Origin of the sequence: Nonomuraea sp. NPDC049607, from assembly GCF_040675375.1 — a bacterium.
In the GTDB taxonomy this organism is placed as follows: Bacteria; Actinomycetota; Actinomycetes; order Streptosporangiales; family Streptosporangiaceae; genus Nonomuraea.
On record NZ_JBFAOV010000008.1, the window covers coordinates 273381 to 288230 of the forward strand.

The window sequence follows — 14850 nt, forward strand, 5'->3', positions numbered from 1 at the left end:
CACCGCCAACGGAATTACACGTGCGGCAACACCTCTGCGGCGATCAGCTCCAGGTGTTCGAGGTCGGCCAGGTCGAGGACCTGGAGGTAGACCCGCTCGGCCCCGAGCTTGGCGAACGCGCCGAGCTTGGCCACCACCTCGTCGGGGGTGCCGCACAGGCCGCCCTCGCGCAGCAGGCCGGGGTCCTGGCCGATGGCGGCGGCGCGCCGCTCGATCTCGGCCTGGTCGGCGCCGACGACGACGGTCTGCGCCGCCGACAGGATCAGGCCGCGGCCCACCGCGTCGGCCGCCTCGCGCACCCGCGCGAACGCCTGCCCGGTGTCGGCCAGGGTGCGGAACGGCACGTTGTACTCGTCGGCGTACTCGGCCGCCAGCCGGGGCGTGCGCTTGGCGCCGAAGCCGCCGATGATCACCGGCGGACGGGGCCGCTGGGCCGGCTTGGGCAGCGCCGGCGAGTCGACCAGCCGGTAGTAGCGGCCCTCGAAGGAGTAGGAGTCCTTCGCCGTCCACAGGCCGGTGACGATCTCCAGCTGCTCCTCGAAGCGGCCGAACCGCTCGCCGAGCGGCGGGAACGGGATGCCGTACGCGGAGTGCTCCCCGTCGAACCAGCCGGTGCCGAAGCCCAGCTCGACCCGGCCGCCGCTCATCTGGTCGACCTGGGCCACGGTGATCGCCAGCGGGCCGGGCAGCCGGAACGTGGCCGGCGTCACCAGCGTGCCGAGCCTGATCGTGGACGTCTCCCTGGCCAGGGCGCCGAGCGTCACCCAGGCGTCGGTCGAGCCGGCGCCGGGGTCGCCGGGGCCGATGCGCTGGTAGTGGTCGGACCGGAAGAAGGCGTCGAACCCCAGGCGTTCCGCGGCCTGGGCGACGGCGAGCAGGTCGTCATAGGTGGCGCCCTGCTGGGGCTCGGTGAAGATCCGCAGCTTCATGAGGCTCATTATCCGCCCACATCGGACGGCGACCGGAAAAGCCCCCCGCCACCCGGCGAAGGCTTGCTACCTTCACCATCAACCGCTGAAAGTAGCCGATCAATCACGATGGGTGGCATATGTCGCGGAAGGCAAGAGAGTCCGGCACGCTCCCCCGTCCCCTGGCGGTGCTGGCCGCGCTGGTGCTGGCCGGGGCCACGTGCCTGGCGATCCGGATGTTGCCCGCGGGCGCCAGCCCGGCGCCGCCGTCCGCCGCCCCCGCCCGCTTCGCGCCGCCGCGGCCGCCGGTGGCCGTGCGGGAGCCGCCGCGCTCGTTCGTGGGGTTCGTCGACACCGTCCGCGAACCGGAGTTCGACCTGGCCGCCGAGTCGCGCGGCAGCGGCGTCCGCCGGTACGCGCTCGGCCATCTCGTCGCGGGCGGCGACGGCTGCCTCGTCCGGTGGGACGGACCGGGCGGCGATCCGGTGGCCGCCGGGCTCGGGCGGCTGCTGGCGGCGGGCGGCGACGCCTTCCCGGTGTTCGGCGGCCCCGGCGGGCAGGATCCGGCCGCCACCTGCACCAGGCCCGGCGGCCTGGCCACCGCCTACCGCAGGGCGGTCGGCGCGCTCGGGGCCGCCGCGGCGGGCTTCGAGATCCGCGACGCCGCCGACCCGGCCGCCGTGCTGCGCAGGGCGCGGGCGCTGCGCGCCCTGCAAGGGGAACGGCCGCTGCGGGTGAGCTTCACCCTGCGTCTGAAGCCGGACGGGCTGGACGCGGCCGACCTGGCGATGCTGCGCACGACCCGGCGGGAGGGCGCCCGGGTGGACACGGTCGAGCTGCTGGCCGAGATGGAGCCGCGCGGCGGGCCGGAGGGGCGGCTGCGCAGGCTGGGATCGGCCGTGCGGGCGGCGGCCGGTCAGCTCGCGCGGGCCTACGCCCCGTCTGCCAAGGGGCCCGCCGATGAGCCCGCCGATGAGCAGGTGTGGGAGCGGCTGGCCCTGACCCCGGTGCTCTCCAGGGCCGGCGATCTGGACGAGACCGAGGCCCGCAAACTGTCGGACTACGCCGTCCGGCACGGGCTGGCCTGGCTGTCGCTGCGCGGCAAACCTCCCAAACCGGACGTATCCCGAATTCTCTGGCTTACCCACTCCTGACATAGGATTTCGCACAAATCCAGGGGGTGAGGGAGACGGTGGCGAACCGGGCCGAGGGCGCGCGCAAGATCCTCATCTACTGGATGGACGCCATGATCACCCTCCTGGGCGTGGTGTTCGTGACCCTGGTCGTCATCTTCGCGGCGCGGGGCGTCATCACCGTCCCGCGGGCGCTGCTCACGATCGCCTGCCTGGTGGGCCAGTTCACGCTGTTCCCCCTGCTGCTGCGGGCCGCCTTCGACGGCCGGCCGCGGCCCACGGCCAGGCTGCTGCTGTCCGGGGCGTTCGCGGCCGGCTCGGTGCTGCTGCTGCCGCACCAGGAGCTGGCCGACATGAGCACCTGGCTGGAGGCCGGCGTCCTGTGGGTGTCGGTGGCCGCGCTCTACCTGCCGCTGTGGGCCACGGCCTGCCTGGGCGCCGCCGTGACCGGCCTGGTCAGCGCGTACGTCACACTGATCACCGACCGGTCCTGGGTCGGCACGCTGATCACCGAGGTGGTCAGTTGCGTCCTGCTGGTCGCGGCCACGCTGCTGTGGCGCTGGCTCTGGTGGACGATCAGGGACGCCCACGACGGCCAGGAGGCCAAGGCCCGCCTGGCCATCGCGGAGGAACGCCTGCGCTTCGCCCGCGACCTGCACGACCTGCTCGGCCGCAGCCTGTCGGTGATCACGCTGAAGAGCGAGCTGGCGGCCAAGTTGTCGGCCAAGGACCAGGCCAGAGCCCTCGCCGAGATGGACGAGGTGCGCCGGCTGGCCCAGGGCTCGCTGGCCGAGGTGCAACTGGCCGTGGACGGCTACCACACGCTCGACCTGGACGCGGAGCTCGCCGGCGTACGGGCCGCGCTGGAGGCGGTCGGCGCGCGCTGCCTGATCGAGACCAGGGCCGCCGACCTGTCCCCCGCAGGACGCGCGCTGCTGGCGTGGGTCGTGCGCGAGGGCGGCACGAACGTGCTCAAGCACAGCTCGGCCACCACCTGCGCGATCACGATCGACGGCGGCGTGCTGGAGATGCGCAACGACGGCGTCAAGGATCTCCCCGTGGCCCCCGGCAGTGGCCTGCGCGGCCTGTCGGAGCGCCTGACCACGGCGGGCGGCTCGTTCTCGGCCGCCCCGACGCCCACCGGCGAGTTCCTGCTGCGCGCGGCGGTGCCCGCATGAGGCGGCCGACCCGGCTGGACAAGGTCCGCTGGCTGATCGTCTACTCCACCGACATCATCCTGCTGGTCTCCGCGACCGGCTTCTACAACCTGTACCTCCTCGCCCAGTCGGTCGACCTGCCCTGGCAGGCGTTCGTGGTCGCCGGGGTGCTGCTGCTGGTCTTCATGGCGCTGGCCACGCGGCCGTTCCGGATCGCCGTGCGCGGCGGCCCGCGTCCGACGGCGCTGCTGGCCGTCTCCGGGGTGCTCGCCCTGGTCCTCTCGGCCTGCACGGTCCTGTACGCCATACCGGTGTGGCTGGCCATGCTCGCCCCCTACGTCCGCCGGCGGACGATCGTCTGGTTGTCCGTCGGCTGGATCGCCGTGCTCGCGCTCGTCCTCGCGCTGACCATGGGCATGCCCATGGAGATGCTGATGGCGGTCGTGGTCCTGGCGATGTTCACCGCGATCGGCGTGGGCGGCGTGCTGGCGAACCTGTGGTTGTGGCGGGTGGCCAAGGAGGCGCACGAAGGGCAGGAGACCAGGGCCAGGCTGGCGGTCTCGGAGGAGCGGCTGCGCTTCGCCCGCGACCTCAACGACCTGCTCGGGCAGAGCCTGGCCGACGTCTCGGCCAGGACCGCCCAGGCCGCCGGGTCGCTGCCGGCCGACCCGGCCGCCGCCGGGCGGACCATGTTCGAGGTGCGCGACCTGGCCAGGCGGTCGCTGCGCGAGGTGCGCGCGGTGGTGCAGAACTACCGGGCGCTCGACCTGGACGAGGTGCTGGCCGGCGTCCGGGCGGTGCTGGAGGCCGCCGAGGTCCGCTGCACGGTACGGGCCGAGACCGCGGCGCTGGCCCCGGAGGCGCGCACCCTGCTCGCCACGGTCGTCCGCGAGGGCGCCACCAACGTGCTCAAGCACAGCAAGGCCGAACGCTGCACGATCACGATCGAGAACGGGGTTCTGGAGATGTCCAACGACGGGGTGAGCGGCCCGGTGGGCGAGCACGCGGCCATCGGGCTGGCGGGCCTGGCCCAGCGGGTCGGCGCGGCGGGCGGCGTGCTGCGGGCCGAGCCGACGGGCGACGGCGGCTATCTGCTGCGCGCGGCGGTGCCGGCATGACCACCCGCGTGCTGCTCGCCGACGACGAGCACCTGATCCGCGGCGCGATCGCCGCCCTGCTCGACCTGGAGGACGGCATCGAGGTCGTGGCGCAGGTGGGCCGGGGCGACGAGGTCGTGGCCGCGGTCGCCGAGCACCGCCCCGACGTGGCCGTGCTGGACATCGAGATGCCCGGCATGGACGGCCTGAGCGCCGCCGAGCACATCAGCGCGCAGTGCAAGATCGTCATCCTGACCAGCCTGGGCCGCCCCGGCTACCTGCGCAGGGCGATGGCCGCCGGCGTGAGCGGATTCCTCGGCAAGGACGCCTCCGCCGAGGAGCTGGCGATGGCGATCCGCAAGGTCATGGCCGGCGGCCGCTACCTGGACGCCGAGCTGGCCGCCGCCGCGATGGCGGCCGGCGACAGCCCGCTGACCGAGCGGGAGCGCGACGCGCTGCGCCTGGCGGGCGACGGAGCGACGATCTCCAGGATCGCCGGCGAGCTCCATCTGACCGAGGGCACCGTGCGCAACTACCTGTCCAGCGCGATGACCAAGCTCAACGCCCAGAACCGGCTGGAGGCGATCCGCACCGCCCAGCGCATGGGCTGGCTCTGACCTCAGCGCCAGTTGGTGACCCGGCGCAGCACGTACTCCACCGGGCCGTGGCGGTGGGTGCGCAGCCAGCGTCCGCTCGCCCACACCAGCAGGGTGTAGATCACCAGGGCGATGCCCATCACGGCGATCGGCGACAGCCGGCCCGCCAGCGCGAGGCCGTACCCGGTGAAGACCAGGGCGATGAGCAGGGACTGGCCGACGTAGTTGGAGGCGGCCACCCGTCCCGGGGCGGCCAGGACGCGGCCCGCCGCCGGGTACCGGCCGATCACCCGGAGCAGGGTGGCGACGTACGCGGCGGCCAGCAGGATCGAGGTGATCGTGTTGACCGCGCCGCCGACCAGCTCCACCGCGCCGTTCCGACCCGACGTCCAGGCGTACAGGAGACCGCCGGGCAGGCCGACGCCGAAGCCCACCCACTGGACGCGGGGCAGCAGGTGCGACCAGCGTCCGAGGTCCTCCAGCAGCCTGGACTTGCCGGCCGCGAGCCCGAACAGGAACATGGCCAGCGCGGCCGGCCCCTGGAAGAGCCAGATCATGGTCACCAGCGGCGGGTACAGCTCGGTCTGCATCGTCAGGAAGTCCAGCGGGCCGCCGGTCGCCAGGCCCAGCACGCGGGCCGCCTCGGCCGGATCGGCCGGTACGGGCTGCCCAGCGGCCGGGTCGAGGGTCGACAGCCAGGCGAGCGCCAGCCAGAACAGGGTCAGCACGCCGATGATCGAGGAGCCGGCGATGACGGCCGTCCTGGGCTTCAGCCCGCGCAGGGCCAGCAGGACCACGCCGAGCGCGGCGTACAGGGTGAGGATGTCGCCGATCCACAACAACAGGCCGTGGGCCACGCCGATGACGAACAGGGCCAGGCACCGGCGCAGCGTCCTGGCCCGTACGCTCGCCCCCGCCCGCTCGGCCGCCCGCATCTGGAGCGTGAAGGAGTAGCCGAACAGGAACGAGAAGATGATGTAGAACTTCGTCAGCACGAAGGCGGTGACGGCCAGGGCCACGGGCCCGTCGGGGGCGGGCATGGCGCCCGACAGCGCGTACCCGGGGTCGGCCAGGAAGCCGATGTTCGCGACCAGGATGCCCGCCAGCGCGAAACCGCGTACGGCGTCGATCTCCTGCACGCGCCCGGCGAGGGTGGTGTGCGTCATGCCCCGACGCTAGGGACGCCTCCCCGCGCGGCGCGTCCGTCCTTGGTCTCGCCGGACGCGACCAAAGGCTCGGACCAGAGGCTCAGGAGGGCGGACCGGCCGTGACCGCGGCGGCCACGGCGGCGTCGACGGTCGTGTGGACCGGCAGGTGCGCGTCGACCCCGGTGATCTCCAGCAGCCGGGCGGGAGCACCCTGCGGGGCGGCGAGGTGGACGCGCGCGTCGTGCTCCAGCGCCTCCTGGTGGCAGGCGAGCAGGACGTGCAGCCCCGAGCTGTCCATGAACGTCATCGCGCTCAGGTCGAACACCACGTGGTCGCCCGGACGCGCCCTGGCCTGCCGGACGTGTTCCCGTAATCGTGTGTGGTTGGTGGCGTCGACCTCACCGCGCACCTCGATCACGGTCACGCCGGGCAGGTGCCGATGGCTCATCGCGAGCGGTGTCATCGGCGGCCTGTCCGATCCTGAGCGGCCCGTGCCTCCGGAGGCGACCATGGATGCACGATAGACAGCTTCACCCTCCCGAGGTTCCGGCAAACCGTCACGATGAGGTCACGCCTTGGCCGGGCGGCGCCTCTCAGCGCTTCACCAGCAGCGCCACGCACTCGACGTGGTGGGTCATCGGGAAGGCGTCGAAGGCCCGCAGATCGGTCAGATCGTAGCCCAGCTCGCCCAGCCACTTGAGGTCTCTGGCCAGCGTCGCGGGGTCGCAGGAGACGTAGACGATGCGCAGCGCCTCCAGCCCCGCGACGCGCTCCACCACCTCGCGCCCGAGGCCCGACCGCGGCGGGTCGACCACCACGAGGTCGGCGCGCTCGATCTGGAACCGGTCGAGCGCCTCCTCGACCCGGCCGCGCTCGACCCTGGCCTGCGGCAGGTCGCGCAGGTTGGCACGGGCGTCGCGGACGGCCGCCGCGTCGGACTCCAGCCCGAACACCGCGCCCTCCGGCCCGACCGCCTCGGCCAGCCCGGCCGCGAACAGGCCGACCCCGCAGTAGAGGTCGAGGGCCCACTCCCCCGGCTCGGGCGCGGCGTAGGCGAGCACCGCGTCGAGCAGCGTCTCGGCCGCCCCCGGGTGGATCTGCCAGAAGCCGCTGCCGGCCACCCGGAACTCGCGGTCGCCCACGTGCTCGTGGAGCACGCCGGAGCCGCGGCGCGGCACCGAGCGGCCCTTGCCCTGGTCGAGCAGGATCGAAGCCGGCGCGTCGAGGTCGGGCACGCTCACGCTGCGCCGCGGACGCGGGGAGACCACCACGGCACGGTCGCCGCCGGCGGAGGCGATGACCTCGACGCCCGCCGCGCCGGGCCAGTCGTGGTCTTCGGCCGCGACCGCCTCGACCTCGGGGTGGGCGATCAGGCAGGCGTCGACGACCTCGATCTCGTGCGAGCGGTGCCGGCGGAAGCCCAGCTCGCCCGCGGGGGTGGCGGCGAACTGCACGCGGGTGCGCCAGCCGAGCCCGTCCTTGGCGCCGGGCACCTCCTCCACGACGATCTCACGCTCGATGCCCGCCAGGCGGTGCAGCTGCTCGGCCACGACCTGGGCCTTGAGCCGGCGCTGCGCCTCCAGCGTGGCGTGCTGCCAGTCGCAGCCGCCGCACCGGCCGGGGCCGGCGTACTGGCAGGGCGGGACGACGCGGTCGGGCGAGGGCTCCAGGATCTCCACGGCGTCGGCGCGCAGGAACCGGCTCGTCTCCTCGGTCACGTCGGCGATCACCCGCTCGCCGGGCAACGCGTGCCGGACGAAGACCACCCGCCCTTCATGGCGCGCCACACACCAGCCGCCATGCGCGACCGGACCGACCGTCAACTCCAGAGATGCCTGTTCCACACCCCCACCCTATGGTGAGCCGCCACGGGCGGCGTCCGCGTGCCCCGCCTCGCGCCCCGGACGACCACTTTCCGGACTTGAGTCACTACTGTGGGTGATGATGGACAGGACTCGGGTGGTGCGCCGGCGGCTCGGATTCGGGGGCACGCTGCTGGCCGTGCTGTTCGCCTGCGCCTCGCTGACACCCTCGCTGCTGCCGCGCACGTGGCTGTTCCAGGGCGTGATGGGCGCGGTCACCGGCATCCTCGGCTACGGGGTGGGGGCCGCGGCGGGCGCGCTGGGGCGGGCGGTGATCCCGTACCGGCTGCCGGAGCGGGGGCGGCGGGCCGCCTGGCAGATCATGGTCGGCGGCTGTTGCGGGCTGACGGTCGTGGCGCTGTGGTACAGCATCGACTGGCAGCGCGACGTGCGGGCGCTCATGGGCATGGACACCCGCATCACCTGGTTCCCGCCGGTGATCCTGGCGGTGGCGGTCACGCTGTTCGCCCTGTTCCTGCTGCTGTCCCGTCTCGTACGGCTGGCCGGCCGCAAGCTGATCGACTGGCTCGACCGGTACGTCCCCGCGTACGTGGGCCACGTCGTCGGCGTGCTGATCGTCGCCTCGATGGTCGCGCTGTTCGCCGACGACGTGCTGTTCTCCGGCTTCCTCAGCAAGATGAGCGACGTCTCCTCGGTCGCCAACGAGGGCACCCACCCGGGCGTGCGCAGGCCGGGCTCGGCCAAGGTGTCCGGCGGCCCCGGCTCGCTGGTGACCTGGGACTCCCTGGGCCGCGAGGGCCGCCGCTTCACCGCCACCGCCTCCACGGTCACGGAGCTGGCAGCCTTCTCCGGCCGTCCGGCCGCCGAGCCCATCCGCGTGTACGTCGGGCTCGACGCCACCACCTCGCCCCAGGAGCAGGCCGCGGTGGCCGTACGGGAGCTGGAGCGGACGGGCGGCTTCGGCCGTCCGGTGCTCGCGGTGCTCGGCACGACCGGCACCGGCTGGGTCGACCAGCACATCGCCGACTCGCTGGAGTTCATGTACAACGGCGACACCGCCATGGTCGCGGTGCAGTACTCCTACCTGCCGAGCTGGGTGTCGTTCCTGGCCGACAGGCACAAGGCGGCGGCCGCGGGCCGGGCCCTGTTCGAGGCGGTGCGCGCCAGGTGGGACCGGCTCCCGCCCGCCCACCGGCCCCGGCTGCTGGTCGCCGGCGAGAGCCTGGGCTCCTACGAGCTGGAGAACTCCTTCCGCGACCTGGCCGACCTGGCCACCCGGACCGACGGCGCGCTGTTCGTCGGCCCGCCGAACGCCAACCCCGTCTGGAACCACCTCACCGCCCACCGCGACCCCGGCACCCCCATCTGGCGGCCCGTCTACCAGGACGGCAGGACGGCCCGCTTCGCCCAGCACCCGGCCGACCTGTCACGTCCCAAGGGCCCGTGGCCGCTCCCCCGCGTGGTCTACCTCCAGAACGCCACCGATCCCGTCGTGTGGTGGTCGCCCACGCTCATCTACCACCGTCCCGCCTGGCTGGAGGGCGAGCGCGGGCCCGGGGTGAACCCGCAGATGAACTGGTTCCCGCTGGTGACGTTCTGGCAGGTGCTGGTGGACATGACGGCGGCGATGTCCGTGCCGCCCGGCCACGGCCACCGCTACGGCGCCAACATCGTGGACGGGTGGGCCGCCGTCGCCGCGCCGCGCGGCTGGACGGCGTCCGACACCTGGCGGCTGCGGACGCTGGTCAGCGCGCCTTGATCTCGCCTTCGTCCTTGACGGTCTGGTGCCAGGGACGGCGCACCGCGCCCGGCGCGTACGGCTCGGGGCGGCCCTTGAGCCGGTCGGAGGAGTGGAGCTGCCAGGGCACGCTGGTCACCATGACGCCCGGCTTGAACAGCAGCCTGGCCTTCAGCCGCAACGCGCTCTGGTTGTGCAGCAGGTGCTCCCACCAGCGGCCGACGACGTACTCGGGGATGAAGACGGTGACCACGTCGCGCGGCGAGCGGCGGCGCAGGGTCTTGACGTAGTCGAGGATGGGCTGGGTGATCTCGCGGTAGGGCGAGTCGAGCATCTTGAGCGGCACCGGGATGCCCAGCCGCTCCCACTCCTCCTGGAGCCGGCGCGCCTCGTCGCCCTCGACGCCCACGGTGATCGCCTCCAGCGAGGACGGACGGGTGGCGCGGGCGTAGGCCAGCGCGCGCATGGTCGGCTTGTGGATCTTGGAGACGAGCACGATCGCGTGGTTGCGGGCCGGCAGCATGGCGGGCTCGTAGTCGTCGGTGATCTCCAGCTCGGCCGCGACCTTGTCGTAGTGGCGGCGGATGCCCTTCATCATGAGGAACAGCACCGGCATCGCGATGACCACGATCCACGCCCCGACCAGGAACTTGGTCAGCAGCACGACGATCAGCACCAGGCCGGTCATGATGGCGCCGAAGAAGTTGATCACGCGGGAGCGGTGCATCTGGTGGCGGACCTGGCGGTCGGTCTCGGTCTTCAGATGACGGGTCCAGTGGATGACCATGCCGATCTGGCTGAGCGTGAAGGAGACGAACACGCCGACGATGTAGAGGTTGAGCAGCCGGCTGACATCGGCCTGGAAGCCCCACAGCAGCAGGCAGGCGCCGAGCGCCAGGATGATGATGCCGTTGGAGAAGGCCAGCCGGTCGCCGCGGGTGTGGAGCTGGCGCGGCAGGTAGCGGTCCTGGGCGAGGATCGAGCCGAGCACGGGGAAGCCGTTGAAGGCGGTGTTCGCGGCCAGGAACAGGATGAGCGCGGTCACCGCGGAGATCACCACGAACGGCAGCGAGCCGCCGCCGAACACCGCGTCGGCCACCTGGGAGATGATCGGCTGCTGGTAGTAGCCGTCGCCGACCGGCGTGCCGTCGGGCCTGAGCAGGTCGTGGGCGACGACGCTCGGCTCGGCCACCCGCACGCCGGAGGCCAGCCCGAGCGCGATGATGCCGCCGAACATGGTGATGGCGATCAGGCCCATCATGAGCAGGGTCGTGGCGGCGTTCTTGCTCTTGGGCTTGCGGAAGGCGGGCACGCCGTTGCTGATGGCCTCGACGCCGGTCAGCGCGGCGCAGCCGGAGGAGAAGGCGCGCAGGATCAGGAAGGCCGCGGCGAAGGAGGCCAGGTTCGCCTGCTCGGGCCGGATGGAGAACCCGGCGCTGGGCGCCCGCAGCTCGTCGCCGAACACCAGCAGCCGGATGCCGCCCCACGCGACCAGGCCGATCACCGCGAACATGAACGCGTACGTGGGGACGGCGAAGGCGGCGCCGGACTCGCGGATGCCGCGCAGGTTCACCACGGTGAGCAGGATCACGATGATGATGGCGATCGCGGGCCGGTGGTCGGCCACGAACGGGATGGTCGCGCCGACGTAGTCGACGCCGTTGGCCACCGACACGGCGACGGTCAGCACGTAGTCGACCATGAGGGCGCTGGCGACGGTGAGCCCCGCGTTCTTGCCGAGGTTGGTGGTGGCCACCTCGTAGTCGCCGCCGCCGCTGGGGTAGGCGTGCACGTTCTGCCGGTACGACGCCACGACCGTCAGCATCACCACCACGACGGCGACGGCGATCCAGGGACTGTAGGAATAGAACGAGACGCCCGCCAGCGACAGGATGACCAAAATCTCCTGCGGGGCGTAGGCCACCGAGGACAGAGCGTCACTGGCGAAGACCGGCAGGGCGATGCGTTTGGGCAGGAGTTGCTCGTGGAGCTGCCCGCTTCGCAGGGCGCGCCCCACGAGCACGCGTTTGACAAGATCCGTTACCTTCGCCACGTAACGAGATGCTAGCCGCATGCCGATGCCCTAAACGCGGCGCTCCCCCATCGGGCCATACTGGTGTCGAGCAACCGGCCGACCGCGAAGTGCGGGGGAGTATGCATATAGTGATCATGGGATGCGGCAGGGTCGGTTCGACCCTCGCCCACATCCTCGAGGACAGCGGCCATTCCGTCGCCATCATCGACCGCGACCCACAGGCGTTCCGCCGCCTGCGCGCGGGGTTCCGGGGGCGGCGGGTGACCGGCGTCGGCTTCGATCGCGACGTGCTCACCGAGGCCGGGATCGAGTCGGCGACCGCGTACGTCGCCGTCTCCAGCGGCGACAACTCCAACATCATCTCCGCGCGTGTGGCCCGCGAGACGTTCGGCGTCGACAACGTGGTGGCCCGCATCTACGATCCCCGGCGGGCCGAGGTCTACCAGCGGCTGGGCATCCCCACGGTGGCCACCGTCCGCTGGACGGCCGACCAGATCCTGCGCCGCATCCTGCCCGAGGGCGCCGAGCCGCTGTGGCGCGACCCCACGGGCACGGTCGTTCTCGCCGAGGTCGCCACCAACCCGGCCTGGATCGCCACCCGCGTCGTCGACCTGGAGAGCCGGGCCGGCGCCCGCGTGGCCTTCATCAACCGCATGGGCGAGGCCCTGACCATCACGGACGAGACCGTGGTCCAGGAGGGCGACCTGCTCCACGTCATCGCGGCGGAGAACGACATGGACCGGATCAACAAGGTGCTCGCCGCGGCGCCGGAAGAGGACGACTGATGCGCATCGCCATCGCCGGCGCGGGCGCCGTGGGCCGTTCCATCGCCTCCGAGCTGCTGGAGAACGGCCACGAGGTCCTGCTCATCGACGTCGACCCGCGGGCGATCAAGATCGACAGCGTGCCGCGCGCCGAGTGGCTGCTCGCCGACGCGTGCGAGATCGCCTCGCTCGACGAGGCCGGGCTCAGCAACTGCCACGTCGTGGTGGCCTCCTCCGGCGACGACAAGGTCAATCTTGTGGTCTCGTTGCTGGCCAAGACCGAGTACGGCGTGCCGCGCGTGGTGGCCCGCATCAACCACCCCAACAACGAGTGGCTGTTCAACGAGTCGTGGGGCGTCGACGTCGCCGTCTCGACGCCGCGGCTGCTGAGCGCCCTGGTGGAGGAGGCGGTCAGCGTCGGCGACCTGGTGCGGCTGATGACGTTCCGCCAGGGCCAGGCCAACCTGGTCGAGCTGACCCTCGCCGAGGACGCGCCGGTCGTGGGCCAGCGCGCCGGGTCGGTGCCGTGGCCGGTCGACTCCGCGCTGGTGGCGATCCTGCGCGAGGGCCGGGTGCTGGTGCCGACCGCCGACGACCCCCTGGAGGCCGGCGACGAGCTGCTGTTCGTGGCCAGCCAGGAGGTCGAGGAGGAGCTCGCCCACCTGCTCTCCCAGCGCTGAGCCCGGTCTTGGACGCCGCCCGCGCCCGCTCGCTGTTCGCGGGCGCCCGCGTCGCCCGCCTGGCGACGGCCGACGCGGGTGGGGTGCCGCGTCTGGTGCCCGTCACCTTCGCCGTCCTGGGTGACACCGTGGTGTCCGCCGTCGACCACAAGCCGAAGAGCACGTACGACCTGAGGCGGCTGCGCGACATCCGGGCGAACCCGCGGGTCAGCCTGCTCGCCGACCACTACGAGGACGACTGGACCAGGCTGTGGTGGGCCCGCGCCGACGGCACGGCGACCGTGCACGAGGACGGCTTGTGGGCCTTGGAGTCCCTGGCCGACAAGTACCACCAGTACCGCGACCGGCCGCCCGAGGGGCCCGTGATCGTGGTCGCGGTCAGTCGGTGGTCGGGGTGGGCGTACTCGGGATGAGCAGGTCGCGGTGGGCGGCCTGCAGGCCCTCGGGCAGGTCGTCGGGGGCGACCCAGCGGGCTTCGAGGATCTCCAGCGGGTCGATCCTGAGCGTGCCGCCGACGAGCACGGCCTCGTAGGCCACCTCGGCCCGCAGCCCGAACCCGCTCCGCACGCGCAACAACCGGCCCGTGCGCACACTCAGGCCGGTCTCCTCGAACACCTCGCGCTCCACCGTGCCCTCGAAGGTCTCGCCCCTCTTGGCGAACCCCGTGGGGAAGCCCCATTGCCGCCCTTCCTGCCACAGGCGGTGGCGCAGCACGAGCACGCGTCCGTCGGCGTCGCGTACGAGGCCGGTGACGCCGACCATGAAGGTGGCATGGGTCAGCCACAACACCCGCCAGCGAACGCGCCCGCCCAGCGCCTTCCACACCCACGCCACCACCCGACCCACCCAGTTCCCCCTCACCCCACCCAGGCTCCCACGCCCCCGAACCCCCCGAACCCTCCTGCCGCCCACAACCCCCACGACCTGGCCCCTGCCCGGCCGGCCCGCGGTGTTGATGGTGGCCACCAGCCCCAGCTCGGTCGCGGTGAGAACGAACGTGGCCGCCCCGCCCTTTTCGCCCACCCCCTGCGGCGACCTTCAGCGGGGCTTCGGATGGGTTGGAGGTCCGCACGGCCCCTCGCCCCAGCAGCACGCAGGGGCCCTTGCCCATGGAGCTGCGAGCATCACGGCGGGTCAAGAGGTCAGAGGCGGTGGATCCCGCTCAGGTCGACGTCCAGGTCGAAGGGGACGGTCAGCTTGAGCCTGTCGTGGTGGATGCCGGTGAGCGCGTAGGCGCGGGTGGCGGGATCGCGCTCGTAGACGTAGACCACGGGCTCACCCGCCTCACCCTCGACCCGCCAGAAGTGCGGGATCCCGGCCGCGGCGTAGAGAGCCGGTTTACGCTCCCGGTCCCGGCTTCGGGACTCAGGTGAAACCACCTCGACAGCCAGGACCACGTCCTTCGCCTCGTAGAAGGTCTCACGACCGTCACCCAGGGCCTCGGCCTTCAGCACGACGAGATCGGGCTCAGGACGTTGATCACGCCCAAGAACCACGCTCATCTCACGGCGCACTCTGAGCTCATCGGGAGCGGCTCCGCGGAGGCCGGCAGCGAGAAGGTCGACGATCATCGCGTGAAAGGACGCTTGAGCACGGGCGAAGACCAGGCTTCCGTCGATCAACTCGGTGTGCGCAGGCAGATTCGGAAGGTCATCGAGGTCTTCTGCGACGAAGCCTCCCGGCGGCGGGAAGACCCAGTCGGGCAGCGAGGACGTGGTCATCTCCAGGCTCACCGCTTCGGCTGTCGTGCTCGAACGCTCGTAAGGTGCCA

General features: G+C 72.4%; 15 protein-coding genes. 8 read left to right on the forward strand and 7 right to left on the reverse strand.

Annotated elements, in window-relative coordinates:
- Positions 1–14: 14 nt before the first annotated feature.
- A complete protein-coding gene (locus AB0J97_RS18855) occupies positions 15–929 on the reverse strand; it encodes an LLM class F420-dependent oxidoreductase (protein WP_364090121.1) in 915 nt (304 codons plus the stop codon).
- A gap of 119 nt (positions 930–1048) precedes the next feature.
- Between AB0J97_RS18855 and AB0J97_RS18860 the strand changes: the two genes are divergently transcribed.
- Genes AB0J97_RS18860 through AB0J97_RS18875 form a run of 4 tightly spaced genes read left to right on the forward strand, consistent with a single transcriptional unit; the run spans position 1049 to position 4912 of the window.
- On the forward strand, positions 1049–2062 hold the full coding sequence (locus tag AB0J97_RS18860) for a hypothetical protein (protein WP_364090124.1): 1014 nt from the start codon (positions 1049–1051) through the stop codon (positions 2060–2062).
- Between the two features lie 26 nt (positions 2063–2088).
- Entirely contained in the window at positions 2089–3219 is a 1131-nt protein-coding gene (locus tag AB0J97_RS18865) for a histidine kinase (protein WP_364090127.1), read from the forward strand.
- Complete coding sequence (locus AB0J97_RS18870; protein WP_364090130.1) at positions 3216–4316, forward strand: histidine kinase; 1101 nt, start codon at positions 3216–3218, stop codon at positions 4314–4316. The genes AB0J97_RS18865 and AB0J97_RS18870 overlap by 4 nt, the downstream gene beginning before the upstream one ends.
- Positions 4313–4912, forward strand: coding sequence for a response regulator transcription factor (locus tag AB0J97_RS18875; RefSeq protein WP_357697972.1), 600 nt, complete (start codon positions 4313–4315; stop codon positions 4910–4912). Before AB0J97_RS18870 ends, AB0J97_RS18875 begins: the two co-directional genes overlap by 4 nt.
- Positions 4913–4914: 2 nt before the next feature.
- On the opposite strand, the gene AB0J97_RS18880 is transcribed toward AB0J97_RS18875, so the two are convergent.
- The 3 genes from AB0J97_RS18880 to AB0J97_RS18890 all read right to left on the reverse strand — a co-directional run bounded on the left by AB0J97_RS18880 (position 4915) and on the right by AB0J97_RS18890 (position 7883).
- Positions 4915–6057, reverse strand: coding sequence for a DUF418 domain-containing protein (locus AB0J97_RS18880; protein ID WP_364090134.1), 1143 nt, complete (start codon positions 6055–6057; stop codon positions 4915–4917).
- Between the two features lie 82 nt (positions 6058–6139).
- A complete protein-coding gene (locus AB0J97_RS18885; protein WP_357697969.1) occupies positions 6140–6487 on the reverse strand; it encodes an STAS domain-containing protein in 348 nt (115 codons plus the stop codon).
- A gap of 145 nt (positions 6488–6632) precedes the next feature.
- The gene (locus AB0J97_RS18890; protein ID WP_357697967.1) at positions 6633–7883 is read right to left on the reverse strand and encodes a class I SAM-dependent RNA methyltransferase; all 1251 of its coding nucleotides are present in this window, start codon (positions 7881–7883) and stop codon (positions 6633–6635) included.
- Positions 7884–7980: 97 nt separating this feature from the next.
- On the opposite strand from AB0J97_RS18890, the gene AB0J97_RS18895 reads away from it, so the two are divergent.
- Positions 7981–9621, forward strand: a complete 1641-nt coding sequence (locus AB0J97_RS18895) for an alpha/beta-hydrolase family protein (RefSeq protein ID WP_364090138.1) — start codon at positions 7981–7983, stop codon at positions 9619–9621.
- Here the strand turns inward: AB0J97_RS18895 and AB0J97_RS18900 are convergent.
- Positions 9608–11653 carry an APC family permease gene (locus AB0J97_RS18900; protein ID WP_364090141.1) on the reverse strand — a complete coding sequence of 682 codons (2046 nt, stop codon included), beginning with the start codon at positions 11651–11653 and terminating at the stop codon, positions 9608–9610. The two genes, AB0J97_RS18895 and AB0J97_RS18900, sit on opposite strands and share 14 nt — an antisense overlap.
- A 101-nt stretch (positions 11654–11754) precedes the next feature.
- Here AB0J97_RS18900 and AB0J97_RS18905 point away from each other — a divergent pair, with 101 nt between their 5' ends.
- Genes AB0J97_RS18905 through AB0J97_RS18915 form a run of 3 tightly spaced genes read left to right on the forward strand, consistent with a single transcriptional unit; the run spans position 11755 to position 13492 of the window.
- Positions 11755–12420 (forward strand): TrkA family potassium uptake protein, encoded by a 666-nt coding sequence (locus tag AB0J97_RS18905; RefSeq protein WP_364090144.1) that lies wholly within the window; start codon positions 11755–11757, stop codon positions 12418–12420.
- Positions 12420–13079 (forward strand): TrkA family potassium uptake protein, encoded by a 660-nt coding sequence (locus AB0J97_RS18910; RefSeq protein WP_357697960.1) that lies wholly within the window; start codon positions 12420–12422, stop codon positions 13077–13079. The genes AB0J97_RS18905 and AB0J97_RS18910 overlap by 1 nt, the downstream gene beginning before the upstream one ends.
- 8 nt (positions 13080–13087) lie before the next feature.
- Complete coding sequence (locus AB0J97_RS18915) at positions 13088–13492, forward strand: TIGR03668 family PPOX class F420-dependent oxidoreductase (RefSeq protein WP_357697958.1); 405 nt, start codon at positions 13088–13090, stop codon at positions 13490–13492.
- On the opposite strand, the gene AB0J97_RS18920 is transcribed toward AB0J97_RS18915, so the two are convergent.
- Together AB0J97_RS18920 and AB0J97_RS18925 are read right to left on the reverse strand one after the other, a co-directional pair.
- Positions 13458–13925: an NUDIX domain-containing protein gene (locus AB0J97_RS18920; RefSeq protein ID WP_357697956.1), complete on the reverse strand. Its 468-nt coding sequence runs from the start codon at positions 13923–13925 to the stop codon at positions 13458–13460. The two genes, AB0J97_RS18915 and AB0J97_RS18920, sit on opposite strands and share 35 nt — an antisense overlap.
- A gap of 296 nt (positions 13926–14221) precedes the next feature.
- The gene (locus tag AB0J97_RS18925) at positions 14222–14800 is read right to left on the reverse strand and encodes a Uma2 family endonuclease (protein ID WP_364090310.1); all 579 of its coding nucleotides are present in this window, start codon (positions 14798–14800) and stop codon (positions 14222–14224) included.
- Positions 14801–14850 lie beyond the last annotated feature (50 nt).

Coding starts and splice junctions, on each gene's coding strand:
- AB0J97_RS18880 (WP_364090134.1), bottom strand. CDS start 6,057: ATGACGCACACCACCCTCGCCGGGCGCGTGCAGGAGATCGACGCCGTA.
- AB0J97_RS18885 (WP_357697969.1), bottom strand. CDS start 6,487: ATGAGCCATCGGCACCTGCCCGGCGTGACCGTGATCGAGGTGCGCGGT.
- AB0J97_RS18870 (WP_364090130.1), top strand. CDS start 3,216: ATGAGGCGGCCGACCCGGCTGGACAAGGTCCGCTGGCTGATCGTCTAC.
- AB0J97_RS18860 (WP_364090124.1), top strand. CDS start 1,049: ATGTCGCGGAAGGCAAGAGAGTCCGGCACGCTCCCCCGTCCCCTGGCG.
- AB0J97_RS18855 (WP_364090121.1), bottom strand. CDS start 929: ATGAAGCTGCGGATCTTCACCGAGCCCCAGCAGGGCGCCACCTATGAC.
- AB0J97_RS18895 (WP_364090138.1), top strand. CDS start 7,981: ATGATGGACAGGACTCGGGTGGTGCGCCGGCGGCTCGGATTCGGGGGC.
- AB0J97_RS18875 (WP_357697972.1), top strand. CDS start 4,313: ATGACCACCCGCGTGCTGCTCGCCGACGACGAGCACCTGATCCGCGGC.
- AB0J97_RS18910 (WP_357697960.1), top strand. CDS start 12,420: ATGCGCATCGCCATCGCCGGCGCGGGCGCCGTGGGCCGTTCCATCGCC.
- AB0J97_RS18905 (WP_364090144.1), top strand. CDS start 11,755: ATGCATATAGTGATCATGGGATGCGGCAGGGTCGGTTCGACCCTCGCC.
- AB0J97_RS18925 (WP_364090310.1), bottom strand. CDS start 14,800: ATGACCACGTCCTCGCTGCCCGACTGGGTCTTCCCGCCGCCGGGAGGC.